We start from the raw sequence: 26,635 nt of genomic DNA on the forward strand, positions 1-26,635 counted from the left end.
CGACGATCACTCGGTGACTAGTGTTCATACGGTGGAGCTGGGGGTTCTGGGTCCTCTGCACGTCCGGCAGTACGGTCTGCCGGTCGCCATCCCGGGTGCCAAGCCCCGTGCCCTGCTCTGCATGCTCGGCCTGCGTGGTGGCTCCGTCGTCGCGGCGGACACGCTCGTCGAGCTCCTCTGGGGCGACGATCCGCCGCGCACCGTCGCCAAGGCTCTGCAGACCCACATCTCCGCCCTGCGACACACGCTCGGCGACGGGTTCGTCACAACGGAGGGAACCGGCTGGAGACTGAGCGCCACCGAGATCGACGCCACCCGCTACCTCGCCGCCCTCAAGCTGGGCCGCGACGCGATGACCGCCGGTGACACCACCGAGGCGGTCACCCGCTTCGACGAGGCGTTGGCACTGTGGCGCGGTTCCCCCGAGCTGCCCGAGGGCCGACGCGGGACGTCGGAGAAGACGCGCTGGGTCGAGGGCCATGCGGCCCTGGTCGAGGATCGGGCCGAAGCGCTGCTCACCATGGGGCGTGCGGCCGAGATCATCGGCGAACTCGAAGCGGCGATCGCCGACGCGCCGCTGCGCGAGCGGCGTTGGGGTCATCTGATGCTCGCCCTCTACCGCGCAGGAAGGCAGGGTGAGGCCCTCGGCGCGTATCAGCGGGCCAGATCGCTGCTGGCCGACGAGTTGGGCGTCGACCCGGGACCGGATCTCCGCCGACTCGAGTCCGCGATCGTCGCGCAGGACGTCTCGCTGGAAATAACGGCCTCACAACGACATTCGGTGGTGACACGCGCGGTCACGTTCCTGCTCACCGACATCGAGGGGTCGACGGCCGCCTGGGAGAAGGACGCCGCGGCCATGGCGGTGGCGCTGGCCCGCCATGACGAGATGGTGGAGCAGGTCGTCACGTTCCGCGGCGGACGGCTGATCAAGACCCGCGGCGAGGGCGATGCGACGTTCTCGGTGTTCGACCGGCCATCTGCCGCGGCCGCCGCCGCGATCGAGCTGCAGGAGGCCGTGCGTCGCGAGGCGTGGGTGCTCGCCGAACCGATGCGCATCCGCGTGGTCCTGCACACCGGTGAAGTCGAATTCCGCGACGGCGACTACTTCGGCCGGGCCGTCAACCGCGCCGCCCGGCTGAGGTCCCTGGCGTCCGGTGGCCAGATCCTGTGTTCGGGAGCCACGGCCGAACTCGTCATCGACACTCTCGCCGACGACGTCGTGCTCACCGACCTCGGACTGCGTCAGCTCAAGAACCTCGCGCGTGCGGAGCGGGTGTTCGAACTGCGCCTGCGGACCACCGACGACGACACCGGCGATCCCGCGACCGGACCGCCCATCGAGCGGCCGGTCCTGCCCGCCGCGCTGGCGGGCCCCGGACCGTTCGTCGGCCGCGGCAGCGAGCTCGAACGCATGCTCGCCACCTGGCAGACCACGCTTGCCTCGGGCACGCGTGCGGTGCTGATCGCCGGCGAACCCGGTGTGGGCAAGACGCGGCTGGCCGCGGAGTGGTCCGGCCGGGCACACGCGCAGGGCGCCGTCGTCCTCTACGGCCGCTGCGACGAGGATCTCGGGGCGCCCTACCAACCCTTCGCCGAAGCGCTGCGGTCGCTGGTGCCGTGCCTGGGGACCGACCGGCTGCGCCGGCTGCGTGGCGTCGAATCGCTGTTGCCGTTGGTTCCCGGGCTGATCGACGTCCTGCCCGAGATCGCGGTGCCGACCCGCGCCGATGCGGACACCGAACGCTATGCGCTCTTCGACGCCGTCGTCGGCCTCCTGGCGGCGGTGTCGACTGAGGCGCCCGTCGTCCTCGTGCTCGACGATCTGCACTGGGCCGCCAAGCCCACGCTGCTGCTGTTGCGGCATGTCCTGCGCTTCGGAGAACACGGTCGCGTGCACATCGTCGGAACGTATCGCAGCACCGACCTCGACCGGTCACACCCGCTGGCGGCGATGCTCGCCGACCTCCACCGCGACGGCTCCGCGGACCGCCTCATCCTCGGCGGGCTCGACGAGGGCGACGTGACCGCATACGTCGCGGAAGCCGGGTACGACGACGACGAACTGGCCCGCGCGCTCGCGGCGGTCACGGGTGGCAATCCGTTCTTCCTGATCGAGGCGCTGCGCCATGTGGACGAGAGCGGCGGCCGGTGGGATCCGAGCACCCTGCCGCAGGGCGTACGGGAAGCGGTGAGTCGCAGGCTGTCCCGGCTGCCCGCACAGGCGAACAAGGCGCTGGCGGCGGCCGCGGTGGTGGGCAGCCGCTTCGCGCTGGACCTGGTGGAGCGAGTGCTCGGCGACGATCTGGTCGATGCGTTCGACGAAGCGGCCAAGGCCGGCCTGCTGATCGAGGAGCCCGGCGGGCACTACCGGTTCAACCACGCCCTGGTGCGGCAGTCGCTGCTGGCCGAGTTGGCATCGGTCCGCAGGATGCGGCTGCACCAGAAGATCGCGGTGACGCTGGAGACCGAGCCGGGGGCCGACGACGAGTTGCTGGCCGATCTCGCTCACCACTACTTCGAATGTGCGTGGGCGGGCAACGCGGACAAAGCCGTCGACTACTGCCGGCGTGCCGCGGACCAGGCGATGGCCCGGCTGGCCTACGAAGGCGCGGCCGATCTCTACGGCAGGGCGCTGCATGCCCTCGATGAACTCGACGAGCCGCTGCCCGATGACCGGCAGGCCGAACTCCTCATCGCCCGTTGTGAGGCGCTGCTGGCCGCGGGTGACGTGGTCTCGGCTTCGGACGTGGTCGCGCACCTACGGGACAGCGCGGGCGACTCCGGCCGTCTCGCGGCATGGGGGACGTGCTTCGACGGCCAGCTGTCGATGTTGACGAACCCCGAGCGCCTGGAGGAGATCGAGGCCGAATTAGCATCTGCTGCTGCGCAGTTGGCCCAGCTGGCGGACGCCGCGGGAGAGGCGATGGCTCACACGGTGCGGGCCGGATGTCTGGGTCGCCTCGGGCGGGTCGGCGCCTGCGAAGCCGCCTTGGATCAGGCGCTGACGGCGGCGCGGGGTGCCCGTGATCACCGCCGGGTGAACGCCGTGTTGGCCGGAGCGCCCATGGCGGCGCTGTGGGGCCCCAACCCGGTTCCGCGGGCCGGCGGCCGGTGTCTCGACGTGGTGCGGCTGCTGCGCATCACCACGGGTTCACCGGTCGTGGAGGCGACGTCGATCCGTTGTCAGGGCGTGCTGGACGCGTTCCGGGGACGGACGTCGGCGGGCCGCCACCTGATCGAGTCCGCGCGACGCTCACTCTCCGAGCTCGGCATGCGGCACGCGTTGCTCGAGGTGGATCAGTTCGCAGGCATCGTCGAGCTGGTGGCCGGTGAGCCCGCTTCGGCTGAAGTCCTTCTGCGGCGGGCCTACCTGGGGTTTCGCCGCATGGGCCTTGAGGCGGACACGGCAGAGACGGCGGCGCTGCTGGCGAAGGCGTGCCTCGCGCTCGACCGCGAAGCCGATGCCGACGAATTGTGTACCGAGAGCGAGCGTCTCGCCGGCCACGCGCTGAGGGCATCGATCGCCTGGCGGACGGTGCGCGCGCAGCTGTGCTCGCGCGGTGGTGACCACGACGCTGCCCGGCGCGTCGCCGAGGAGGCGGTGGCGATCGCCGAGCGTACCGATGCCCTGGTCGATCACGGGGACGCGTGCCTCGCACTGGCGACGGTGCTCGCCGCCGCAGGTGACGCCGTGGACGCACGTGCCGCCGCCGAGCGGGCCGTCGGCCTGTACGAGCTCAAAGGTGCTGCGGCACTTGTGGCCAATGTGCGCGGACTCCTCGACGTCGATGTGTCGGCGCCGATCCTGGCGCTGTCATCTGAGTGCACCGGCGAGGAGCCGGACAATCGTTGCGTTCGAGCGTTACGAAGTTTGGAAGATGCGCACGACCGCGAAGACTGGGATGGGTTCGGGCGGGTGTACGCACCGGGCGTGGTCGTCGAGATCCGACGGAAAATCATCGGCTTTACGCAGGAGGATCTCCCGTCGAGCGACTGGCCACGGCAGGTGAGGCGATTCCTCGAAGTCGGCGGTTCGTACCGGCTCCAACGGGTGATCGCGATACGAGGTGAGCATTTGGCTCTCGTCCGACTCGAATGTAGAACCACCGACACCAGTCCCGGGGCGCCGCGGGACGAGTCGCTCCTTCTCGCAGGGCTCGACGAAGAAGGGCGGATTACGCTCCAGGTGTCGTTCGACGTCGAAGACATCGACGCTGCATTGGCCGAACTGGAAGCGCAGGGCGTCTCGTTCGGCGAGCAATCGTCGCAGGTCCCGCACTCACCCCGAGAAAATGCCGCGAGTCGAGCCGACGCACGGTGCAACGTGCTCTACGCGGACGAACGCTGGGATGAGGTTGCGTCGATGTGGGCCGAGGTCGTGACGGTCGAAGACCGGCGCCGCGGATTGCATAGAGAGGTCACGTACGACCGAACCACCGGCGTGGCGGAATTGAAGGGAATGGTCGCCTTGGGCGTCCGGACCATGACATCCCGCGTAGTTGCGACTCGCGGTGATCGCCTGGCCCTCTGCCGAACGCGCTACTCGGGCCGGGATAAGCGGCCCGACGCCTTCTACACCGAGATCCTCCGCATCACCGAGCTCGACGTCGACGGGCGGCCCACGGCGTCCGTCGCCTTCGATCCGGACGACATAGACGCCGCGTTGGCCGAACTCGACGTCCGTTATCTCGCCGGTGAAGCTGCGCCGCACGCGCGGGTGTGGTCGATCACCGTCGACGCCTACGCGGCGTTCAACCGGCGGGAGTTGACTGGCATCACGCCGGACTGGGTCAGCATCGACCACCGGCGCGGAGCTGCGTTCGAGCAAGGCGAGATGTCGGCGTATCTGTCTGCAGCGTGGGATGACTCGCCGGGAACGAGGATCCGGATCGAAGAGGTGCACCGGCTGAGCGACTTCGGCGTGGTGGTGACGCACTCTTCGACGGGAACGTCGCGCGACGGCTTCGAGGCCGAATGGCGTGACGTCAACCTGATGATGATGGACGGCGAGTTGATCGACCGCAGTGAGTTGTTCAACGAGAGCGACCTCGATGCCGCGTTGGCGCGCTTCGACGCACTGAGCCGCTCGGCGGTGCACGTGGAGAACGGGGCGAGCCGGGCGTACCACCGCCTGCAGGCGTACTTCAGAAAACGCGACTGGAGTGCGATCGGCATGATGCTCGCGGATGGCATCACCAACGATGATCGCCGACATACCATCAACGCCGGAGTGCAGCAGGGTCGGGACGCGATCATCGCTGAGATGTCGAGCATCGCCGACGTCGGGGCCGACACGTGGACTTCACGGGTCGTCGCGACCCGCGGCGGGTACCTGGTTCTCAACTGGGCCCGGGCGTCGAGCGGCGAGAGCTCCGACGCATTCCGGTCGGATGTCCTGGACATCATCCAGACCGATGTCGACAACCAAATCATTGCCCGAGTTGTCTTCGACGACGACGACATCGACGCCGCATTCGAGGAGCTCGATGCGCGCTATCTCGCCGGCGAGGCAGCGCCACTCGCGAACACGTGGTCGGCTGTCACAGCGGCCGTCGAGGCACTCAAGAGGCGTGAAGTCCCCGAACTGACGCCCGACTGCGTCACCGTCGATCATCGCCGCGGAATAGGTTTCGCGCCAGGTGGTCTGACCGCCTACATGGACGCGACGCTGAACGATTTCCCGGATTTCAGCATCTACCTCGAGGAGGTGCACCGGATCACCAGTTCCGGAGCGGTTGTGACCTTCACGTCATCGGCTGCCTCGCGCGAAGGCTTCGACGCCGAATGGAGGATGGTTCAACTGGTGACGGTCGAGGGTGACCTCATCAGCCGCCTTGAAGTGTTCGACGAGTCGGATCTCGATACCGCACTCGCTGGCTTCGACGCACTCAGCCGCCCTGCGACACAACTGGAGAATGCGGCGAGCCGGGCATACCAAGGCTTCAACATGAGCTACCTCGCGGGCGACTGGGAAGCGCTGCGCTCGACGATGGCCAAGGATTTCGCCGCTGACGACCGTCGCCGACTCGTGGGGTGGGGACGACAGGCGGGTCGCGAGGCTGTGCTCGAACACGCGCGGGTGACCGCCGAGATCGGCGTCACCCATGCGGCATCGTCGGTGATCGCGACCCGCGGCCAGCGCCTGGCTCTCATGCGTGCCAGATTCCGTGGGCGCGATGCGCGACCCGACGCATTCGAAGCCGAAGTCCTCCATCTGGTCGAGATCGATGCCGGAGAGGAGATCACGGGGTTCGTCGCCTTCGACGTCGACGACATCACCGCCGCCTACGAGGAGCTCGACGCGCGCTTTCTCCCCGGCGAAGCGGCGCCCGACGCGAAGACCTATTCGGCCATCGTAGGAGCCTTCGCTGCGGTCAACCGACACGAACTGCCGTTGACGGCGCGGGATTTGGTGAGCATCGATCACCGGCGGCCGATCGCATTCGCGCCTGGAGAATTGATGTCGTATCTGCAGGCCACCTTGAACGATGCGCCTGACATCCGGATCAGGATCGACGCCGTTCATCGCTTGAACGGCATGGGCGCGGTCACCACCCACGTCTGGCACAACACGTCGCAGCAGGGCTTCGACGCAGAATGGCGGGTGATCGGGGTATCGACGCTCGACGGCGATCTGATCAATCGATGCGAGCTGTTCGACGAGTCAGATCTCGACGCCGCACTCGCCCGGTTCGACGAGCTGAACGCCGCAACGCCCGACCTTCAGAACGCCGCCACGCGCACGCGGGCGCGGGTGGCGGATGCCTACAACCGGCGAGATATGGACGCCTTCGCCGCAATCACGCGAGGGCGCTACGAAGACCACCGCAGAGGGTTGCTCGACGCGGGTGCAGCCGGCCGGGAGTATGCCCTCGCGGTGTTGTCTGTTTCATCCGCCAGCTGGCAGATGACGATCGAGCCGGTCGCCATCCGAGGGGAGCGCTTGGCGCTGACCCGCGAAACAACCTGCGACATAAACGATCCCGATATGGCGGTCATCTTCGAGATGTTGACACTCACAGAAGTCTCCCGCGACGACAACATCTCGTACACAGCGTTCTTCGATGCCCATGACGTCGACGCCGCCTTCGACGAACTCGACACACGCTATGCCGCCGGAGAAGCGGCGAAACATGCGAACACATGGTCTGCGATCGTGAAGGCCAACGCGGCGTTCAACTCCCGTGAGATGCCACCGACGACCCAGGACTGGGTCAACGTCGACCACCGTCGGGGCGGCATGGCCTTCGCACCCGGTGACCAGTCGGCATACATCCGCGCCACGTGGGACGTCGCGCCCCACGTCACCAACCGCATTGTGGTCGTGCACCGGTTGAGCGACCGCGGAGCGGTTTTCACTCAGGTCGTCCAGGCGAGGTCTCAGGACGGATTCAACGGCGAGTGGCGGGACGCCGTCATACTGACCGTCGACGGCGACATGATCGACCTCTGCGAGGCGTTCGACGAATCGGATCTCGACGCCGCGCTCGTCCGCTTCGACGAGCTGAACGCCGCAGCGGCTGGCCTTCATAACACCGCGACCCGCGTGCGGACCCGGGTAGCCGACGCGTTCAACAGCCGCGACCGAGCCACCTTCCTCGCCCTCGCCGACCCGGACGGGCGTTACGAGGACCGGAGGAAGGGACTGCGGGACGAGGCGACGAGCACAGGACTGGCCAAGGTTGCGCACACGCTGTTTGATGTGGTGCCTGTCGATTGGCAGTTGGAGGTGAAACCCCTCACCCTCGGGGGATCCGACCTGGGGCTGACCCATGACACCTACCGGACGACAGACGAAGATCAGTCGATCACCGCCGAGCACCTGACCCTCACCGAGATCGGCGAAGACGGACTGGTGCGACTCACCATATTGTTCGATGTCGACGAGATCGACCTCGCCACCGCTGAACTCGATGCTCTTCACTCAGCCGGGGAGGCTGCTTCGCCTCCTGGCGCCGTATAACCACAACGGCGCAAAGGTATGCCCGAATCAGGCGGCAGCCGGTGGTGGCTGTGGTTCGAATGGTGAGTACCACCACCAGTCGGCGCGTTCGCCGGTGGGTCCGGGACAGGGAGGTACATCGGGTGGCGGTTTCGTCGGGGGTCGGGCGAGTGATGCCGAACTCAATTGCCTTCCGTCCCTGTCGGTCACGACAAGGTGCTGCGCCGGGCCGGTGATCGTGATACCGCCGCGATGGTGCATCCGGTGGTGATACGGACAGACCAGGACGAGGTTGTCCAGTTCGGTGGCGCCGCCGTCCTCCCAATGCTTGACGTGGTGGGCGTGCAATCCGCGGGTGGCGCCGCATCCGGGCACCACGCAGCAGCGGTCCCGGTACTCCAAGGCCCGGCGTAGTCGGCGGCTGATCTGACGGGTGTCGCGCCCGGAGCCGATCACCTGCCCGTGGCGTTCGAGCCACACCTCGAACGTGGCGTCACACAACAGGAAGCGCCGCTCGGCGTCGGTCAGCACCGGACCCAGATGCAAAGAGGCGCTCTTCTGCTCGACGTCCACGTGGGCGATCACGGTGGTGCGGTGTCCGTGCGGGCGACGCGCCACTTCGGTGTCCCAGCCGGCGTCGACGAGACTCATGAACGCATCGACCGTCGTGGGCATCGGCGGCGCCTGATCACTATCGCCCTCGCCGTGGTCGCGTTTCCAGTCGGCGACCATCCGGTCCTGATGCGACGCCACCGCGGCGTCGAGCTTGGCCGCCTCCAGATGCGGCAGCCAGATCCGGTAGCAGGTGCCCTTGTCGTCGGTGGACTTGCTGAACGACGGAGCGGGTTCAGGCTTGGGGTCGGGTTTCGGATGCGGTTGGGGTGGGGGTTCGAGCTTGATCGCGGTGCGCAACTGGTTCACCGTCGCTGCGGTGACCAACTGGGCGTAGTGCGCATCCGAGCCCGCCCCGGCCTTCTCGGCGATCACCCCGACCTGATCCAGTGACACCCGACCGTCGCGCAAGAGTTGGGTGCAGCGCGGCAATTCCTCCCACCGCTGCGCGACGGCGGTGACGATTTCAGCGTTCCTCGGTGACGAGCCGGTCTTCCACGCCACCATCGCCGCCACCGACCGCGCGCCCGTCATGCCCCACAATCCGTCGCGGTCGATTTCGGCGACGATCTCCACCAGCCGCCCGTCGATCGCATTGCGTTGACCGCACAACTCCGCGATCTCGTCGAACAACTCCGCCAACCGGTCCTTCGGCCTCACCGAAGGAGCGAAAGACGTTGCGCTCGAAGACATGAACCCATCATCGCAGAGGGGTCCGACACGTCAGCCCCCGTCGGTTGTCGCGCCCGACACCTCAGCTAGGCTCAGTCATTGCCTTATTGTGACCTTAGATATGTCTTAATTTTCTTAGAGACTCGTGTACGGTTCAACCCAGGCGCACGCAGCACTGCGACGGAAGGAACCCGACATGAATCAGGCACCCGCACGGATCGTCCTGGTCACCGGCGGCTCGAGGGGCGTTGGCGCGGAGGTCGCACAACGGCTCGCCAGTCCCGACACCCATGTCGTGGTGAACTACCGCGAGAAGGCCGAGCGGGCGGAATCGATCGCCGAGGCCATCCGCAGTGCAGGCGGCCACGCCTCGACGCTGCGAGCCGATATCTCCGACGAGATCGAGTGCGCGGCGATGATCGACACCGTCGCGGCGCGATTCGGGCAGCTCGACACCCTGATCCTCAACGCGTCTGCCGGGCTCGAACTCGGTGTCGACCTCGGCTACGCGAAGCGTGTCAACCGCGATGCCCAGCGCCGTCTTGCGCTGCGGGCGGTGCCGCTGATGCCTGCGGGCGGCCGCATCGTTTTCGTCACCAGCCACGCGGCCCACTTCTTCCCCCATCGGGCTGTTCCCAAGGGACAAACGGCGATCGCCGCGAGCAAGTGGGCGGGCGAAACAGCGCTCTACGCGATGCGATCGGAGTTCCGCCGCGCCGGTGTGCACTTCACCGTCGTTTCCGGCAATGAGGGGGACGCGACCTTCGCCGGCGCGATCATCAACGCCGTCGACGCCGCGAATCCGTCGGGCATCGTGTACGTCGGCGGCGCCGACTCCTTGATGAACGCCTAGTCCTCAGTTCAGCGACGGCAGGTTCAGGCCCGCGCGTACCGCTCGACGAACCTCCGCAGGATCTCCGGCGGATACGTCACATTCCACTGCAGCGCAGCGACTTTGAGTTCCTTCGCGGATTCGGGCGCGAAGTACCCGTAGTCCTTGTAGACGTCGATTCGCGTACGGACGCCGTCGACGTCGAGTTCGGGATGGAACTGCGTGGCGTACACATTGGCCTTCACCCGGAACGCCTGCACCGGGCTGTCGGGCGATGACGCGAGGCAGACCACATCGGGCGGCAGTGCCGACGCCGCCTCCTTGTGGCCGCCGTAGGCATCGAAACGCTCTGGCGCGTCACAGAACAGCGCGTCGTCCCGGCCGGCGGCCGACACCGAGACCGACATCCCGCCGACCGGTTCGGGATAGGTCTTGTCGATCGTGGCACCGACGACCGTGCCGAGGGTGCCCACGCCGTAACAGCAGCCGAGGAAGGGGAAGTCGGCATCGACGATGCGCTCGATCAACGGAAGCAACTCGCCCTCGACGCGGCGCTGCGTCGGCGACTTGGTCGCCGGATCGTCGCTGACGTTGTACGGCCCGCCGCCGAGGATCACACCGGACCAGTCCACGAGGTCGATGTCCCCCAACGGCTCGTGCGTCAACCGGATGCGGTGCATCCCTTCGCGATCTGTTCCGGCGAAGCGCATCATCGCCAGGTACTCGTCGTCGGCGGCGGCGTCCTCACCGCGGATCGACAGCAGCAGGAACGGCCGCGGAAGCACGACACCCCGCGAGCTCGAGGAGCCCGCGGGGTGCCGCATCATGCCGGTGACGATGTCGCGCGTCAGGCCAGTTCGAACCGGTCGTTGTTCATGACCTTCACCCATGCCGCGACGAAGTCCTCGACGAACTTGCCCTTGTTGTCGTCCTGGGCGTAGACCTCGGCGATCGCCCGCAGCACCGAGTGCGAACCGAACAACAGGTCGTTGACGGTCGCCGTCCACTTGGTCTCCCCGGAGGCCCGGTCGACGCCCTCGTAGACGTTCTCGCCGATCGCCGACGACTTCCACTCCGTGCCCATGTCGAGCAGGTTCACGAAGAAGTCGTTGGTCAGCACACCCGGCTTGTCGGTGAACACGCCGTGCTTGGTGCCGCCGTGGTTGGCGTTGAGCGCCCGCAGGCCGCCGATCAGCACGGTCAGCTCCGGTGCGGTGACATCCAGGAAGTAGGCGCGGTCGAGCAGCAACTCCTCCAGCTGCGCCTTCTCACCCGGCCGGACGTAATTGCGGAACCCGTCGGCGCGCGGTTCGAGCACCGCGAACGACTCCACGTCGGTCTGCTCCTGCGACGCGTCGGTGCGGCCCGGCGCGAAGTGGACGTCGATCTCGAATCCGGCGTCCTTGGCGGCCTTCTCGACCGCCGCGGAACCCGCCAGCACGATCAGGTCGGCCAGCGAAACCTGCTTGCCGCCTGCGCTGTTGAACTCCTGCTGGATCCGCTCCAGCACCGGCAGCACCCTGTCCAGCTCGGAGGGCTCGTTGACCTCCCAGCTGCGCTGCGGCTCCAGCCGCAGCCGGGCGCCGTTCGCGCCGCCGCGCTTGTCGGTGCTGCGGAAGCTGGCCGCCGACGACCACGCCGTCTTCACCAGCTGCGGCACCGACAGGCCCGAGTCCAGCACCGCGCTCTTCAACTTCGCGATGTCCGCGTCGTCGATCAGCTCACCCTCGACGGCGGGCACCGGGTCCTGCCACAGCTGCGGCTCGGCCACCCACGGGCCGAGGTAGCGGCTGATCGGGCCGAGGTCGCGGTGCAGCAGCTTGTACCAGGCCTTGGCGAACGCCTCGTTCAGCTCCTCGGGATGGTCGAGCCACCGCCGGGTGATCTCGCCGTAGATGGGGTCGACACGCATCGAGACGTCGGTGACCAGCATCGTGGGCTTGCGCGGCGGGCCGCCGAACGGATCGGGGATGATCGCCTCGGCGTCCTTGGCCTCGAACTGCCATGCGCCGCCGGGGCTCTTGGTCAGCTCCCACTCGTTGCCGTAGAGGATCTCCAGGTAGCGGTTGCTCCACTGCGTCGGCTTGTCCGTCCACACCACTTCGAGACCACTGGTGATGGTGTCGCCGGCGTTGCCGCTGCCGAAGGGGCACTTCCAGCCGAGGCCCTGCTGCTCGATGGGCGCGCCCTCGGGCTCCGGGCCCACGTCGTCGGCGCTCGCGCCGTGCGTCTTGCCCAGGGTGTGGCCGCCGACGATCAGCGCCGCGGTCTCCTCGTCGTTCATCGCCATCCGGCCGAAGGTCTCGCGGATGTCGATGGCCGCGGCCAGCGGATCCGGCTTACCTTCCGGGCCTTCGGGATTGACGTAGATCAGGCCCATCGTGGTGGCGCCGTAGCGCTCCTCGAGCTGGCGTGCGGTGGCGTCGGCGCCGGCGTAGCGCTTGTCGGTACCGAGCCACTCCTCCTCCTCGCCGAAGATGACCTCTTCGGGCTCCCAGAAGTCGGGGCGGCCGAACCCGAAGCCGAACGTCTCGAAGCCGGCCGACTCCAGGGCGGCGTTGCCGGCGAACACCAGCAGGTCGGCCCACGAGATCTTGTTGCCGTACTTCTTCTTGACCGGCCACAGCAGGCGGCGGGCCTTGTCGAGGTTGGCGTTGTCGGGCCAGCTGTTGAGCGGCGCGAAGCGCTGCATGCCCTGGCCGCCGCCGCCGCGTCCGTCATAGGTGCGGTAGGTGCCCGCTGCGTGCCAGCTCATCCGGATGAACAGGCCGGCGTAGCTGCCGTAGTCGGCCGGCCACCAGTCCTGCGAGGTGTTGATGACCGAGATGACGTCGGCCTTGAGCGCCTCGACGTCGAGCTTTGCGAACTCCGTGGAGTAGTCGAAGTCGTCGCCCAGCGGGTTGCCCTTGTTGGAGTGCGCGTGCAGCACCGAGACGTCGATCTGCTCGGGCCACCAGTCCTGGTTCTTCCGCGGAGCGCCGCCCTTCACCTCGGGCGACTTGATCGCCGGGTTCTCGCTCTCGCTGCCCTTGCTCTGGGTCGGCGCCTCGGGCTTCGGCGGCTTGGCGTCAGAAGTATCGGATGACACTGTGTTTCCCTTCGTATTCCGTAAACATCATGTGGGTGATGGGGCTGATCACGGGTGTGATCGGGAGGGTGCTGGAGCGGTGGAGCATTCGGGACACAATCCCCAGTAGATGACCTCGGCCTCGTCGATGACGAAGCCCTGATCATCCGACGCTGTGAGGCACGGCGCTTCGCCGACCGCGCAGTCGACATCGGCGATGGCGCCGCACCCGCGGCACACCACGTGGTGGTGGTTGTCGCCGACGCGCGACTCGTAGCGCGCCACCGACCCGGCGGGCTGGATCCGCCGCACCAGTCCGACGGCGGTCAGCGCGCTCAGCGAGTCGTAGACCGCCTGGTGCGAGACCTCGGGCAGATCGTGGCGGACGGCGCGGATGATCGAGTCGGTGTCGGCGTGCGGCAGCGCGTGCACCGCGCCCAGCACGGCGAGCCGGGGCCGCGTCACACGCAGCGCGGCGGCGCGCAGCATGTCCGGGAATTCGGAGGCGGCGGGCACGGGAACGAGTCTTGTCCCTTTTCTGGAATCAGTCAAGAGTCGGTCCGCCCGGATTCGCTGCGGGCGAACCCGGGCATTACGCATCTGTGACCACGCGACGGTTACCGTGGGATGACTGCGCCGCCCTCCTATCGTGAGGGTGGCCAGGGGGAACGACGACGAATGACGAGCCAGTGACGCAGCGATACGACATCGTGATCGCCGGGGGTGGACCGGCAGGATCCGCCGCCGCATGGCAGGCGGTCCAGACGGGCGCCCGTGTGGTGGTCCTCGACAAAGCCGAATTCCCGCGGGACAAGCCGTGCGGGGACGGGCTGACGCCACGCGCCGTCAGCTACATCCAGAAGATGGGGCTGGCCGACGCCGTCGACAAGTTCCACCGCGTCAACGGCGCGAGGATCTTCAGCCCGAGCGCGTGGGAGCTGGGCTTCCCGCGCAGGCCGGGGATGCCCGACCACGGATATGTCGCCCGCCGCACCGAGATCGACGGTCTGCTGCTGGAGAGGGCGGCGTCGGCGGGGGCCGAGGTGCGTCAGGGCGCCGAGGTGGCCGCGCCGGTCGTCGAGGACGGCAGGGTCACCGGTGTGGTGCTCAAGGGCGGCGAACAGATCGCGGCCGACGCGGTGATCGCCGCCGACGGTGCGTACTCGCCGACCCGCCGGGCGTTGAACCTGACCTCGCCGTACACCAACTACGCCGCGATCGCGATCCGTGCCGAGATGCCGCTGGAGGGTCCGGACGGCGACACCCTCGACATTCATCTGAAGCTGACCTTCGACGGGGACCAGCTGCCCGGCTACGGGTGGGTGTTCCCGGTCGGCGGCGGCCGGGCCAACATCGGCCTCGGCTACGCCACCAGCTACCGGCGCTGGCACGAGATCAACGCGACGGACCTGCTCGGCACGTTCATGGCGACGCTGCCCGCCGAGTGGCGGCTGCCGAAGATCGATGAGCTGAAACGGTCGAAGGCGCTGCAGGCCTGGCGGCTGCCGATGGGGTTCTCCGCGTGGCCGCCGTGGCGGCCCGGAATCCTGTTCGCCGGTGACGCACTCGGTGCGGCCCGTCCGGTGTCGGGTGCGGGCATCTCCAAGGCCCTGCAGTCCGGGATGGCGGCCGGGGAGTGCGCGGTCGCCGCGCTGACCAACGGCGGGCCGGACGACTTCACCAACTACACCCAGCAGATCCGGGCGGCCTGGGGCCGGGAGTACCGGCGCGGCAGGTTCTTCCACCGCGTGGTCGGCCAGCCGGCGATCGCCGGGGCCGGGGTCAAGGTGCTGGACAAGGTCGCCCACCCGAAGCTGCGGGCGAACCTGTTGTTCTGGGAGGACTGGGGCACGCCCGCGGGCCGGGGCACCGGGCGCTGAGCCCGGTCACCGCATCGCGCCGGGGATCGCGGCGACGAGTCCGCCGTCGATCACCAGGTCCTGGCCGTTGACGTAGGACGCCTCCGTCGAGGCGAGGAAGGCCACCGCCGACGCCACGTCCTCGGGTGTGCCGAACCGTCCCGCGGCGATCGCTGCCAGCACCGCGGGCTGGGCGTCGGGCGACACGTTGTCGTGGAACATCGGCGTCTCGATGTAGCCGGGGCTCACCGAGTTGACCCGGATCCGTCGTGGCGCCAGCTCTGCGGCCAGGGTGTGGGCGAGGTTGTGCACGGCGGCCTTGGTGGCCGAATACACCGCGGCCCCGGCCATTCCGCGGTGAAGGCTCCACGAGGCGTTGATCACCACGGCGGCGCCGTCGGCGAGCAGCGGCAGGGTCCGCGCGACGGTGAAGAACACCCCCTTGAAGTTGGTGTCGGCGATGCGGTCGAACTCGGCCGCGGTGACGGCCTCCGTGGCGGCGAAGGTCGCCGTCCCGGCGTTGGCGAACACCACGTCGAGCCGTCCGAACCGATCACCGACGGCCGCGCGCACCGCGTCCAGCGCCGCCGGGTCGGTGACGTCGGCGACCAGCGGCAGCACCCTGGTTCCGCCGACGAGTGCGTCGGCCGCGGTCTGCAGGCGGGTGGCGTCGCGGCCGGTGATGACGACGGTCGCGCCCTCGGTGAGCAGCCGGCGGGCGGCGGCCAGGCCCATGCCGCTGGAGCCGCCGGTGATCAGCGCGATCTTGTCGTCGAAGCGGGATTCGGTCACGGGTCCAGCGTCGCGGGCATCCGGCCGCCGCGGCAGTGTGTGGTTGTCCTGGTGTTCACACCACCAGGCTGGGCAGCCGGTCGAGGCGCTCGCGGGTGTCGGTGCCGGGCAGTGGGTTCGACAACTCGAGATGCCAGTCCGGGTGGTCGGCGACCAGCAGCGTGGTGGTGTCGAAGTACAGCTCGCCCGCCGCGGGATGGCGCACTGCCTTGACGGTCTGTGCCGGTGCGGTGACGTCGTGGCGCTCCCACAGCTCGGCGAACTCGGCGCTGACCGTCTGCAGGCGCTCCACGAGGCGGCCGAACTCCGTGTCCCCGGGGAACAGCGCTGCGTCGGCGCGGAAGGCTGCCACCACGGCAGGCGCTGCCGCCTCCCAGTCCATCCGCATCCCGCGGTAGCGGGCGCTGGTGAAGAACGTCACCAGGCAGTTCTCGTCCGGCTCGCCGTATCCGAAAACCGTTTCAGCCCAGGCATTCACCGCCAGCAGATGCCAGTGCCGGTCCCGGACGACGGCCGGCGCGGGCCAGGTGTCGAGCAGCCTGCGCACCTCCGCGGTGACGGCCGCGCCGGTACGGGCGGGAAGCGGCGGGTTCGCCCCGGCCAGGAGGTACAGATGCGCCCGTTCGTGCGGGTCGAGGTGCAGCGCACGGGCCACCGCGTCCAGCACGTCTGCGGAGACGGTGATGTTGCGGCCCTGCTCGAGCCACGTGTACCAGGACACGCCGACGCCTGCGAGGACGGCAACCTCCTCGCGCCGCAGTCCCGGTGTGCGACGTCGCCCTCCCGTGGGCATGCCGACGTCGGCGGGTGAGAGCCGCGCCCGCCGGGACCGCAGATAGGCACTGAGTTCGTCGCGCGTGGTCATGCCCGGCTCAACACCGGATCGGCCCGTCCCGTTCCACCGCCTACCCTTGTCGGAGTGTCCGATCAGCCCCGCGACGACGTGCGTGCGTTGCGCGCCCGCCTCGACGGGCTCACCATCCGCGACGCGGCGCGGATCGGCCGCAGGCTGAAGAACCTGCGCGGCCTGGTCGACGCCGACCGCCTGGCGCAGCTCGCGGCGCAGGTCGCCGCCGGTGAGGCGGTCGTCGCGAGCCGTGCCGCGGCCGTGCCCGCGATCACCTACCCCGACCTGCCGGTCAGTGATCTGCGCGGGGAGATCGCCACCGCCATCGAGGAGAACCAGGTGGTGGTGATCGCCGGTGAGACCGGTTCGGGCAAGACCACCCAGCTGCCCAAGATCTGCCTGGAACTCGGCCGCGGCGTGCGGGGCACCATCGGTCACACCCAGCCCCGCCGGCTGGCGGCGCGCACGGTGGCCCAGCGCATCGCCGACGAGCTCGGCACCCCGCTCGGCGACGCCGTCGGGTACACCGTCCGATTCACCGACCAGGTCAGCGACCGCACCCTGGTCAAGCTGATGACCGACGGGATCCTGCTCGCCGAGATCCAGCGTGACCGCAGGCTGCTCGGCTACGACACCCTGATCCTCGACGAGGCCCACGAGCGCAGCCTCAACATCGACTTCCTACTCGGCTACCTTCGCGAACTGCTGCCACGGCGCCCCGACCTCAAGGTCATCGTCACCTCGGCGACCATCGAGCCGCAGCGCTTCGCCGCCCACTTCGCCGACGCGGCAGGCAGGCCCGCACCGATCGTGGAGGTGTCCGGGCGCACCTATCCCGTCGAGATCCGCTATCGGCCATTGGAAGTCGTCGTTCCCGCGGCAGACCGCGACGACCCCGACGACCCCGATCACGAGGTGGTCCGCACCGAGTTGCGCGACCCGACCGAGGCGATCGTCGACGCGGTGCGCGAACTCGCCGCCGAACCGCCGGGCGACGTGCTGGTGTTCCTCTCCGGCGAGCGGGAGATCCGCGACACCGCCGAGGCCCTACGGGCCGCGCTCGACCCGCACACCGAGGTGCTGCCGCTGTACGCCCGGCTGCCGACGGCCGAACAGCAGAAGGTGTTCTCGCCGAGCCGCTCTGCCCGCCGGATCGTGTTGGCCACCAACGTGGCCGAGACGTCGCTGACGGTGCCGGGGGTGCGCTACGTCGTCGACCCCGGCACGGCGCGCATCTCCCGCTACAGCAGGCGGACCAAGGTGCAGCGGCTGCCGATCGAGCCGATCTCGCAGGCGTCGGCCGCGCAGCGGGCGGGCCGCTCGGGTCGCGTCGCGCCCGGTGTGTGCATCCGGCTGTACTCCGAGGACGACTTCGCCTCGCGGCCCCGCTACACCGATCCCGAGATCCTGCGCACCAACCTCGCCGCGGTGCTGCTGCAGATGTCGGCCCTGGGACTCGGTGACGTCGAACGGTTTCCCTTTCTGGACCCGCCGGATGCACGCAGCATCCGCGACGGCGTGCAGCTGCTTCAGGAACTGGGCGCCTTCGACGAGGACGGCGCGCTCACCGACGTCGGCCGCCGGCTGGCACGGCTGCCGCTGGACCCCCGCATCGGCCGGATGATCCTGCAGGCCGACACCGAGGGCTGCGTGCGCGAGGTGCTGGTGCTGGCCGCCGCGCTGTCCATCCCGGACCCGCGTGAACGCCCCGCCGACCGGGAGGAGGCGGCCAGGCAGAAGCACGCCAGGTTCGCCGACGAGCAGTCCGACTTCATGAGCTACCTGAATCTGTGGCGCTACCTTCGCGAGCAGCGAAAGGAGCGGTCGGGCAGCTCTTTCCGGCGGATGTGCCGCGACGAGTTCCTGCATTATCTCCGGATCCGGGAGTGGCAGGACCTCAACGGCCAGCTGCGCAGCATCGCCCGCGACCTGGGCATCGTCGAATCGGACGACAGAGAGCCGGCCGAACCGGACCGGGTACACGCCGCGCTGCTGGCGGGGCTGCTGTCCCATGTCGGCATGCGCCAGGAGGAGTCGCGGGAGTATCTCGGCGCCCGCAACACCCGCTTCGTGCTGGCCCCCGGCTCGGTGCTGACCCGCAGGCCGCCACGCTGGATCGTGGTGGCCGACCTGGTGGAGACCAGCAGGCTGTACGGCCGCATCGCGGCGCGGGTCCAGCCGGAGACGGTGGAGCGGATCGCCGGGGACCGGGTGCGGCGCAATCACAGCGAGCCGCACTGGGACGCCCAGCGCGGCGCGGTGATGGCCTACGAGCGGGTCACCCTCTACGGGTTGACGCTGGTGGCGCGCCGCCGCGTCGACTACACGAGGCACGATCCGGAGCTGGCGCGCGACCTGTTCATCCGGCACGCCCTCGTCGACGGCGAGTGGCAGACCCGGCACCACTTCTTCCGCGACAACAGTCGGCTGCGTGCGGAACTCGCCGAACTGGAGGAACGCACCCGCAGGCGTGACCTGCTGGTGTCCGACGATGACATCGTCGCGTTCTACGACGCGCGGGTGCCCGCGGACGTGGTGTCGGTGCGGCACTTCGACGGGTGGTGGAAGAAACAGCGGCACAAGACCCCCGACCTGCTCACGATGACGCGCGCCGACCTGCTGCGCGGGGATGTCGAGGCCGATCAGCCCGACCGGTGGGAGGCCGACGACCTGTCGCTGCCGCTGAGCTACCGTTTCGAGCCGACGGCGCCCGACGACGGGGTGACCGTGCACGTCCCCGTCGACGTGCTGGCCCGCCTCGGGGGTGACCAATTCGCCTGGCAGGTCCCGGCATTCCGCGAGGAGCTGGTCACCGAATTGATCCGCTCGCTGCCGAAGACGCTGCGGCGCAACTTCGTCCCGGCGCCCGACACCGCTCGTGCCGTGCTGTCCACGCTCGACCCCGGGACGGAGCCGCTGCTCGACGCGCTGCAACGGGAGCTGCACCGCCGCACCGGGGTGCTGGTCCCCGTCGATGCGTTCGACCTCGGCAAGCTGCCCGCGCACCTGCGGGTGACGTTCGCCGTCGAGGACGCCGAGGGCGCGGAGGTGGCTCGCGGCAAGGATCTCGACGCGCTGCAGGAGGAGCTCGCCGGGTCGGCGCGCCGGGCCGTCGCCGAGGCGGTCGCCGGAGACCTCGAACGCAGCGGACTACGCGGCTGGCCCGACGATCTGGAGGAGCTGCCGCGCACGGTCGAGCGCACCGTCGGCGGCCGCACGGTGCGCGGATACCCGGCGCTGGTCGACGCCGGCGCCGCGGTGGACGTGCGGGTGCTGGCGACGGCGGCCGAGCAGAACGCGGCGATGACGCCCGGCCTGCGCCGGCTGTTGCGGCTCTCGGCGCCGTCACCGGCCAAGGCGGTGGAGCGCGCGCTCGACACCCGCACGCGGCTGGTGCTCGGCGCCAATCCCGACGGCTCACTGCAGGCGCTGATCGAGGACTGCGCCGACGCCGCGGTCGCCGCGCTGGCGCCCGCCCCGGTGTGGCGGCGAGACGAATTCGGCGCGCTGCGCGACCGGGTGGCGGGCGCCCTGGTGCCGACCACGCTCGACATCGTCGGCCGCGTGCAGAAGGTGCTGGCTGCGGCGCACGACGCGGAACTCGCACTGCCGCAGACACCGTCGGCGGCGCAGGCCGAGTCGATCGCCGACATCCGCGCCCAGTTGGCCGGCCTGCTGCCGCGCGGCTTCGTCGCCGCCACCGGCGCCGCGCATCTGGGCGACCTGACCCGCTATCTGACCGCCGTCAGCAGGCGGCTCGACCGATTGCCGCACGCGCTGAACGCCGACCGGGAGCGGATGGCCAGGGTGCACGCCGTGCAGCAGGCCTACGACGAGGTGCTGCGCGCACTCGCTCCCGGCCGGGCGGCGGCCGCCGACGTCCGCGACATCGCCCGGCAGATCCAGGAGTTGCGCGTCAGCCTGTGGGCGCAGCAGCTCGGCACCCCGCGCCCGGTCAGCGAGCAGCGCATCTACCGGGCGATCGACGCCCTCATCTGAGCACGGCGGCGGCGGACACGGCCGCGACGGCCAGCAGCGCGAGGATCATCGTCGCGACACCGGCCCAGCCGAACCCGTCGAGCATCACCCCGCCCAGCCAGCCGAACACACTGGATCCGGCGTAGAACGCCAGGTTGTACAGCGACGCGGCCTGCGCCCGGCCGACGGTGGCCGCCCTGGCGACCCACCCCGAGGCGATCGCATGCACGCCGAAGAAGCCCGCCGTGGCGACCACCAGCCCGGCCAGCACCACGACCACATGGGTGGCCAGCGTCGCGGCCACGCCTGCCGCCATCACCGCGGCCGCCGCCAGCAGCACCGGCTTGCGCCCGAATCGCGCTGCCGCCGAACCGGACCGGGCCGACGACCAGGTGCCGGCCAGATAGGCGACGAAGACCAGGCTGATCACCGTGTGCGGCAGGCCGAACGGCGGCGCGGACAGCCGGAAGCCGAGGAAGTTGTAGAGCGCGACGAAGCCGCCGGTGAGCACGAACGCGATCGCGAACAGTGTGAGCTGTTGCGGTGAGCGCAGATTGACGGCCAGCCGGCGCAGCAGTCCGCCCCCACCGCCTGCGGCCGAGCCGGCCGTGAAGCCGCGCTGTGCGGGGATCAGCGCGATGAAGGCGACCGCCGCGACGGCGCACAACACCGACACCGAGAAGATCCCGAGCCGCCACGTCGTGGCGTCGGCGACCGGCCCGGCGAGCAGGCGTCCGGTGAGGCCGCCGATGGTGGTGCCGGCCACGTAGGTGCCCGCGGCGCGGGCGGCGTCGCGCGGGTCGATCTCCTCGGTGAGGTAGGTGAGCGCGACGACGGGCACCGCGCCCACCATCAGCCCCTCGAGGAAGCGTCCGGTCAGCAGCAGCGACATGGTCGGTGCGAACGGCGTCACCAGTCCGAGCAGTGTCGCGGCGATCACCGCGCCCGACATCGCCCGGACCCGGCCGACCCGGTCGGAGACCAGGGACCAGGGGATGACGCCGACCGCCAGGCCGATGGTGGCGACGGATATCAGCAGCGCGGCCCGCGACGCCGTGACGCCCAGTTCGGCGGAGACCTGCGGCAGCACCGCCTGCGGCGCGTAGAGCTGGGCGAAGGAGGCCAGGCCGGCACAGAACAGCGCGGCCAGCGCGCGGCGGTAGGCGCGGGTGCCGCGCGTGTGTCCAGCCCGGTCGAGATGGAGCGGTTCGACGGTGGTGGTCACCCGGGACACGCTAGAAAGGGCCGATCAATGTGTCCAATGCATGTATCGATGATCAGTGATACGTCTGACGCATGGTCAGACGGCGGCGCCCAGGAATGCGGCGAACCGGCGCGCCGCCGGTGACATCGGCCTGGCCGCGTGCCACGCGACGCCCACGGACCGCCGGGCGTGCGGGTTCGTCAGCGGGATGTACGCGGCGGCCGGTTCACCGCGGGGCGGCTGCGGCATGGGCACCACCGCCACGCCGAGGCCCGCGGCTACGAGTCCCTCGACGGTGGGCACCTCGATCGCCTCGAACACCACCCGGGGACTCACGCCGTCGGCCGCCCACAACTGATCGGTCAGCGCGCGCAGCGCGAACTGTTCACCCAGCGCGACGATCGGTTCGTCGGCCGCCTCGGCGAGCCGGATCCTGCGCCGTCCGGCGAACCGGTGATCCCGCGGGACCACCAGGCACAGCCGCTCGACATGTAGCTGATGCCAGCCGAATTCGTCGCTCTCCGGCCGTGGTGCGGTGATCGCCAGGTCGACCTGACCGCCGCCGAGGTACTCGGCGATGTCATAGGCCGCGGCCTGGCGCAGCAGCATCCGCACCCGCGGCGCCTCGGTGCGGAACCGGCCGAGCAGATCGGGCACGAACCAGCTCGCCAGCGAGTGCAGGAACGCCAGCCGCACGGTGCCGCCGTCGGGGTCGCGCAGGGCCGAGATCCGATCGGTCGCCGACGCGATCTCGGCGATGCTGCGCTGCGCGTGTTCGAGCATGATCTCGCCGTACACGTTGAGGCGCAGCCGCCGGTTCACCCGGTCGAACAGCTGCGTGCCGAGCCGGTCCTCCAGCCGGGCCAGCGCCCGGGACAGCGTCGGCTGGGTGATCCGCAACTCGGCGGCCGCATCGGTCATGTGCTGGGTCTGCGCCAGGACCACGAACCAGTGCAGCTCGTCGAGGTTCACGAGACAGACGATACGACGCGGCAGCGACGATCGTGGCTGGTAGGAGGGCTGATCACCGGATATTGACGACCCCCTGGCTTGTGCATGCCGATTGCCGTAGCGTGGGGTGCAGCGGTCATCCGGCCCTCGCGGCCGACGACCTGTGGATATTCCACGAATGACCTTGCAACGGGTTGGGACGTAGCCCTCTGCAGTACCGGGCGTCGAGACGACGCCATCAAGGCGCTGAATGCGCCGGGAAGTCCGAGGAATCCCTCATGGACGGACACATCTCTCTTTCGAGCACCACCACTCTTTCGAGCACCACCACAACGCTTCCAGGTATCGAACTCACCGAGGCCCGGCTGGGATCGGCCATCGTCATCAGTGTCGGCGGGTGCGTCGACATGCGCACCGCCGCGGAGTTGACCACCGCGATCGAGCGGGCGTGCAGCGAGAAGCCCGCGGGCGGGGTGATCGTCGATCTCACCGGCGTCCGCTTCCTGGCCGCCGCAGGCATCAACTCGCTGCTCGCCGCACGCTGGGGCTCGGCGGCTTCCGGGTTCGGCGTGGTCGCCGCCGGACCGGTCACCTCCCGGCCCATCACGGTGCTCGGGCTGAACGACGACCTGGCGCTGTTCTCCACCGTCGACGACGCGCTGGTGGGCCTCACCGCCGCCTGAGTTTCTCTTCGGCTACTTGGTGCCGAACATGCGATCGCCGGCGTCGCCGAGACCGGGAACGATGTACCCGTGCTCGTCGAGCCGGCGATCGATCGCTGCGGTGTAGATCGGCACGTCGGGGTGGGCGTCCTGCAGCGCCTCGATCCCCTCGGGGCAGGTGAGCAGGCAGACGAACTTGACCGACCGCGGGGAGCACTCCTTGAGCCGCTCCACTGCGGCCACCGCCGAATGGCCGGTGGCCAGCATCGGATCGACCACCACCACGTCGCGCTCGTTGAGATCGCCCGGCATCTTGAAGTAGTACTCGATGGCGACAAGCGTTTTCGGGTCCCGGTAGAGGCCGATGTGGCCGACCCGGGCGGCGGGCACGACGCTCAGCATGCCGTCCAGGATGCCGGTGCCCGCGCGCAGGATCGACACGAAGACGAGTTTCTTGCCGTCGATCACCCGGCTGGTCATCGTCTCCAGCGGCGTCTCGATCTCGATGTCGTGCATCGGCATGTCGCGGAGCACCTCGTAGGCCATCAGCGCCGAGATCTCCTGGAGCAGCTGGCGGAAGCTGTTCGTGGAGGCCTCTTTCCGGCGCATCAGCGTCAGCTTGTGCTGCACCAGCGGGTGCTCGACGAGGTGGACCCCTGTCATGTCAGAACACCGTCCCGTCGCTGCTGACCGTCAACGGTGGCAGCCCACCACGCAGCCGGCCCGCCAGTGCCCGGCCGGTGGCCCAGGTGCCGCCTTCGAGAATGCAGGCCAGCGGCAGGTCCTGCGTGCCCGCACCGAGTTCCGCACGCACCAGGGGCGCCAGGTCGTCGAGCAGTGCCACCGTCAAGGCACGCCATTCGACGACCAGTTCGTCGCCGGGCCGCCAGGTCTGCGTGGTCCACGCCGCGTCGCGCAGTTGCAGGACGCCGGTGTCGAGCAGCAGGCCGCCGTTGCGGTACTCGGGCAATCCGGTCAGCGCGTCGACGTCGTCCACCTGCACCCCTGCCCACTCGAACGGCTCGAGCAGCGAATAGGTCAACCACTGCGACAGTTTGTGGAACGGCATCCAGCCCGCCGTCAGCCCCGGCCCGGGCACCGCGTCGTGGCGCCAGCAGTCGCCGAGCCTCTGGTCGCCGATGGCGTTGTCCGCGGGCCAGATCGGCGCCATCGTGGTCAGCAGCTGCGCCAGCAGCGCTGGAGCCGAGAGCCGCCCGCCGGTGGCGGCGAGCGCGTCGAAGAGTCCCCCGGGGCGGCCATGCGGACCGAAGACGTCCGGCCGCGCGGTTAACGCCGCACCGAGCCGGCGCAGCAGTTCGGCGCGACCGTCGAGGCCGAGCAGCGGGTTGTCCGGGCCCACCTGAAAGGCGCCGGCCAGCGCGTCGGTCGTGAGCGCGCGCAGTGCCGCCGCGTCGACCCGGTACGGATCGTCGGGGTCGGAGGAGAACAGCCCGGTCTCGAAGGCGTGCATCCCGGCGACGGCCAGTCCCTCCGAGCGGGTGAACGTCCGGTCCTGTTCCCGGAACACCCATTCCGGCCCGGCCCCGGCGTCCAGCAGGACGCTCACCACCGCGAGGTCGATCATGGTGCGGGCGCGCGCGGCCGGGTCGCAGCCGGTGAGGTTCGACTCCAGGCGCTGTCGGCGGTCGACGCCGCCGGCCTCGAAGTGCCGCCACCTGCTGTGGTACGGAATCCGCAAGTCCGGGAAACGGTTTCGCGTCACGGCGGCCACCTCGGTGGCGGCGTGCGGCAGGGCGTCGTCACGGACGACGAACCACGGTGAACCGCCGGAACGGCCCCGGTCGAGCAGATGGCGTGCCCGCTCCCGGATGACGGCCGGCGAGCGCAGCGCCGTGGCGGCGCCGTCCGCGGTGGCGGTGTCGGGTGTGACGGCGATCGTGCTCACGCCTCGAGGCCCCGGCCCTTGGCCTTCGCGAGTTCGGCGGCGTCGGGCACCGGTCCCGGGGTGAAGTAACCGGCGGCGGTCTTCGCGTCGATCTCCACCCGGGCGTCGGCGGGGATCAGCTCGTCGGGGATGTTCACCCGCTCGCCGACCTCGATGCCGGATCCGGTGATCGCGTCGTACTTCATGTTGCTCATCGACACCAGGCGGTGGATCTTGGTCACGCCCAGCCAGTGCAGGACGTCGGGCATGAGTTCCTGGAACCGCATGTCCTGCACGCCGGCAACACATTCGGTGCGGGCGAAGTACTGGTCGGCCGTGTCGCCGCCGACCTGCCGCTTGCGGGCGTTGTACACCAGGAACTTCGTCACCTCGCCCAGCGCGCGGCCCTCCTTGCGGGAGTAGCTCACCAGGCCGACGCCGCCGTGCTGGGCGCCGCGGACGCACTCCTCGATGGCGTGCGTCAGATACGGGCGGCAGGTGCAGATGTCGGAGCCGAACACGTCGGAGCCGTTGCACTCGTCGTGCACACGCGCGGTCAGCTCGACGGCTGGGTTTGCGAGATCGCCAGGGTCGCCGAAGATGTACAACGTCTGACCGCCTATCGGGGGCAGGAACACCTCGAGGTCGGAGCGGGTGACGAGTTCGGGATACATGCCGCCGGTCTCCTCGAACAGCACCCGGCGCAGATCCGTTTCGCTGCAACCGAACCGCTGCGCCACCCCGGGCAGGTGCCACACCGGTTCGATCGCCGCCTTGGTGACGAGCGCGGCGCCACCCTCCAGCAGCATGCGGCCGTCTGGTTCCAGCCGTCCCCTGGCGATGGCGTCGGCGATCTCGGGCAGCACCACGTGCGCCTTGGTGACCGCGATGGTGGGGCGGATGTCGTAGCCGGCGGCCAGCTCGGCGGCGAACACCTCGCCGACCGTGGCGCCCCACGGATCGAGGCTGACGATCCGCGCGGGGTCGCCCCACTGCGGGTGCGGGCCGATGCGGTCGGTGGGCGAGGTGTCGGTGAGGTCGGCGCGGTGATCGCGGGACAGCGCGCCCGCGGCGACGGCCAGTGCGCGGTAGACGCTGTAGGACCCGCTGTGCGTGCCGATCACGTTGCGGTGCCCGCGGTTGATGGTGGTGCCGACCACGGGACCGCGCTCGGCCGCCGTCGGCGCACCCCAGTGCAGCGGTGGGGCCCCGAGGCCGCCGCTGTGAGACGTCAGCCGGATGTGCCCGGCGGGCCTCGGCGCGGCAGGCGGGGGCGCGGCTGTGGCATCAGCGGGCATGTGCGCTCCTCGGCCGGTGGGGAAGCCGCCA

Annotated in this window: 16 protein-coding genes; 5 read left to right on the forward strand and 11 right to left on the reverse strand. The window is 69.6% G+C overall.

The genetic code is table 11. The annotated features are described in order from the left end of the window. Positions 1 to 121 precede the first annotated feature (121 nt). A complete protein-coding gene (locus tag AB0K11_RS22680; RefSeq protein WP_364983108.1) occupies positions 122 to 7,966 on the forward strand; it encodes a BTAD domain-containing putative transcriptional regulator in 7,845 nt (2,614 codons plus the stop codon). Between the two features lie 27 nt (positions 7,967 to 7,993). Here AB0K11_RS22680 and AB0K11_RS22685 read toward each other — a convergent pair whose 3' ends face one another. After that, positions 7,994 to 9,250 carry an HNH endonuclease signature motif containing protein gene (locus AB0K11_RS22685; RefSeq protein WP_364982202.1) on the reverse strand — a complete coding sequence of 419 codons (1,257 nt, stop codon included), beginning with the start codon at positions 9,248 to 9,250 and terminating at the stop codon, positions 7,994 to 7,996. A gap of 175 nt (positions 9,251 to 9,425) precedes the next feature. On the opposite strand from AB0K11_RS22685, the gene AB0K11_RS22690 reads away from it, so the two are divergent. Then, positions 9,426 to 10,082, forward strand: a complete 657-nt coding sequence (locus tag AB0K11_RS22690) for an SDR family oxidoreductase (RefSeq protein ID WP_364982205.1) — start codon at positions 9,426 to 9,428, stop codon at positions 10,080 to 10,082. A 23-nt stretch (positions 10,083 to 10,105) separates the two neighbouring features. On the opposite strand, the gene AB0K11_RS22695 is transcribed toward AB0K11_RS22690, so the two are convergent. Genes AB0K11_RS22695 through AB0K11_RS22705 form a run of 3 tightly spaced genes read right to left on the reverse strand, consistent with a single transcriptional unit; the run spans position 10,106 to position 13,617 of the window. Further along, positions 10,106 to 10,885 (reverse strand): glutamine amidotransferase, encoded by a 780-nt coding sequence (locus AB0K11_RS22695; protein WP_364983111.1) that lies wholly within the window; start codon positions 10,883 to 10,885, stop codon positions 10,106 to 10,108. A 23-nt stretch (positions 10,886 to 10,908) separates the two neighbouring features. Next, positions 10,909 to 13,149, reverse strand: coding sequence for a catalase/peroxidase HPI (gene katG, locus AB0K11_RS22700; RefSeq protein WP_364982208.1), 2,241 nt, complete (start codon positions 13,147 to 13,149; stop codon positions 10,909 to 10,911). Between the two features lie 48 nt (positions 13,150 to 13,197). Then, positions 13,198 to 13,617, reverse strand: a complete 420-nt coding sequence (locus AB0K11_RS22705; RefSeq protein WP_364983114.1) for a Fur family transcriptional regulator — start codon at positions 13,615 to 13,617, stop codon at positions 13,198 to 13,200. A 200-nt stretch (positions 13,618 to 13,817) separates the two neighbouring features. Between AB0K11_RS22705 and AB0K11_RS22710 the strand changes: the two genes are divergently transcribed. Next, a complete protein-coding gene (locus AB0K11_RS22710) occupies positions 13,818 to 15,008 on the forward strand; it encodes a geranylgeranyl reductase family protein (RefSeq protein WP_364982211.1) in 1,191 nt (396 codons plus the stop codon). A gap of 6 nt (positions 15,009 to 15,014) precedes the next feature. On the opposite strand, the gene AB0K11_RS22715 is transcribed toward AB0K11_RS22710, so the two are convergent. Together AB0K11_RS22715 and AB0K11_RS22720 are read right to left on the reverse strand one after the other, a co-directional pair. Continuing rightward, positions 15,015 to 15,779, reverse strand: a complete 765-nt coding sequence (locus tag AB0K11_RS22715) for a glucose 1-dehydrogenase (protein ID WP_364982214.1) — start codon at positions 15,777 to 15,779, stop codon at positions 15,015 to 15,017. Positions 15,780 to 15,834: 55 nt separating this feature from the next. Next, positions 15,835 to 16,644, reverse strand: coding sequence for a helix-turn-helix transcriptional regulator (locus AB0K11_RS22720; protein ID WP_364982217.1), 810 nt, complete (start codon positions 16,642 to 16,644; stop codon positions 15,835 to 15,837). Positions 16,645 to 16,698: 54 nt separating this feature from the next. Here AB0K11_RS22720 and hrpA point away from each other — a divergent pair, with 54 nt between their 5' ends. Further along, a complete protein-coding gene (gene hrpA, locus AB0K11_RS22725) occupies positions 16,699 to 20,625 on the forward strand; it encodes an ATP-dependent RNA helicase HrpA (protein ID WP_364982220.1) in 3,927 nt (1,308 codons plus the stop codon). On the opposite strand, the gene AB0K11_RS22730 is transcribed toward hrpA, so the two are convergent. Next, complete coding sequence (locus AB0K11_RS22730; protein ID WP_364982223.1) at positions 20,618 to 21,829, reverse strand: MFS transporter; 1,212 nt, start codon at positions 21,827 to 21,829, stop codon at positions 20,618 to 20,620. The two genes, hrpA and AB0K11_RS22730, sit on opposite strands and share 8 nt — an antisense overlap. Positions 21,830 to 21,904: 75 nt before the next feature. Continuing rightward, positions 21,905 to 22,780 carry a LysR family transcriptional regulator gene (locus AB0K11_RS22735; RefSeq protein ID WP_364982226.1) on the reverse strand — a complete coding sequence of 292 codons (876 nt, stop codon included), beginning with the start codon at positions 22,778 to 22,780 and terminating at the stop codon, positions 21,905 to 21,907. A gap of 257 nt (positions 22,781 to 23,037) precedes the next feature. On the opposite strand from AB0K11_RS22735, the gene AB0K11_RS22740 reads away from it, so the two are divergent. Next, entirely contained in the window at positions 23,038 to 23,442 is a 405-nt protein-coding gene (locus tag AB0K11_RS22740; protein ID WP_364982230.1) for an STAS domain-containing protein, read from the forward strand. Between the two features lie 12 nt (positions 23,443 to 23,454). Here AB0K11_RS22740 and upp read toward each other — a convergent pair whose 3' ends face one another. From upp to AB0K11_RS22755, 3 genes are read right to left on the reverse strand one after another with little or no spacing between them, the layout of a single operon-like run. Next, on the reverse strand, positions 23,455 to 24,084 hold the full coding sequence (gene upp, locus AB0K11_RS22745; protein WP_364982233.1) for a uracil phosphoribosyltransferase: 630 nt from the start codon (positions 24,082 to 24,084) through the stop codon (positions 23,455 to 23,457). Position 24,085: 1 nt separating this feature from the next. Then, positions 24,086 to 25,327 carry a URC4/urg3 family protein gene (locus AB0K11_RS22750; RefSeq protein ID WP_364982236.1) on the reverse strand — a complete coding sequence of 414 codons (1,242 nt, stop codon included), beginning with the start codon at positions 25,325 to 25,327 and terminating at the stop codon, positions 24,086 to 24,088. Beyond that, complete coding sequence (locus AB0K11_RS22755) at positions 25,324 to 26,604, reverse strand: GTP cyclohydrolase II (RefSeq protein WP_364982239.1); 1,281 nt, start codon at positions 26,602 to 26,604, stop codon at positions 25,324 to 25,326. The genes AB0K11_RS22750 and AB0K11_RS22755 overlap by 4 nt, the downstream gene beginning before the upstream one ends. Positions 26,605 to 26,635 lie beyond the last annotated feature (31 nt).

The sequence above is a fragment of the Mycobacterium sp. NPDC050551 genome (assembly GCF_040674075.1).
Lineage (GTDB): Bacteria > Actinomycetota > Actinomycetes > Mycobacteriales > Mycobacteriaceae > Mycobacterium.

Excerpts from the sequence above, each read along its gene's own strand:
- AB0K11_RS22680 (WP_364983108.1), top strand. The coding sequence starts at position 122 with ATGCTCGGCCTGCGTGGTGGCTCCGTCGTCGCGGCGGACACGCTCGTC.
- AB0K11_RS22685 (WP_364982202.1), bottom strand. The coding sequence starts at position 9,250 with ATGTCTTCGAGCGCAACGTCTTTCGCTCCTTCGGTGAGGCCGAAGGAC.
- AB0K11_RS22690 (WP_364982205.1), top strand. The coding sequence starts at position 9,426 with ATGAATCAGGCACCCGCACGGATCGTCCTGGTCACCGGCGGCTCGAGG.
- AB0K11_RS22695 (WP_364983111.1), bottom strand. The coding sequence starts at position 10,885 with ATGCGGCACCCCGCGGGCTCCTCGAGCTCGCGGGGTGTCGTGCTTCCG.
- AB0K11_RS22705 (WP_364983114.1), bottom strand. The coding sequence starts at position 13,617 with ATGCTGCGCGCCGCCGCGCTGCGTGTGACGCGGCCCCGGCTCGCCGTG.
- AB0K11_RS22720 (WP_364982217.1), bottom strand. The coding sequence starts at position 16,644 with ATGACCACGCGCGACGAACTCAGTGCCTATCTGCGGTCCCGGCGGGCG.
- AB0K11_RS22740 (WP_364982230.1), top strand. The coding sequence starts at position 23,038 with ATGGACGGACACATCTCTCTTTCGAGCACCACCACTCTTTCGAGCACC.
- upp (WP_364982233.1), bottom strand. The coding sequence starts at position 24,084 with ATGACAGGGGTCCACCTCGTCGAGCACCCGCTGGTGCAGCACAAGCTG.
- AB0K11_RS22755 (WP_364982239.1), bottom strand. The coding sequence starts at position 26,604 with ATGCCCGCTGATGCCACAGCCGCGCCCCCGCCTGCCGCGCCGAGGCCC.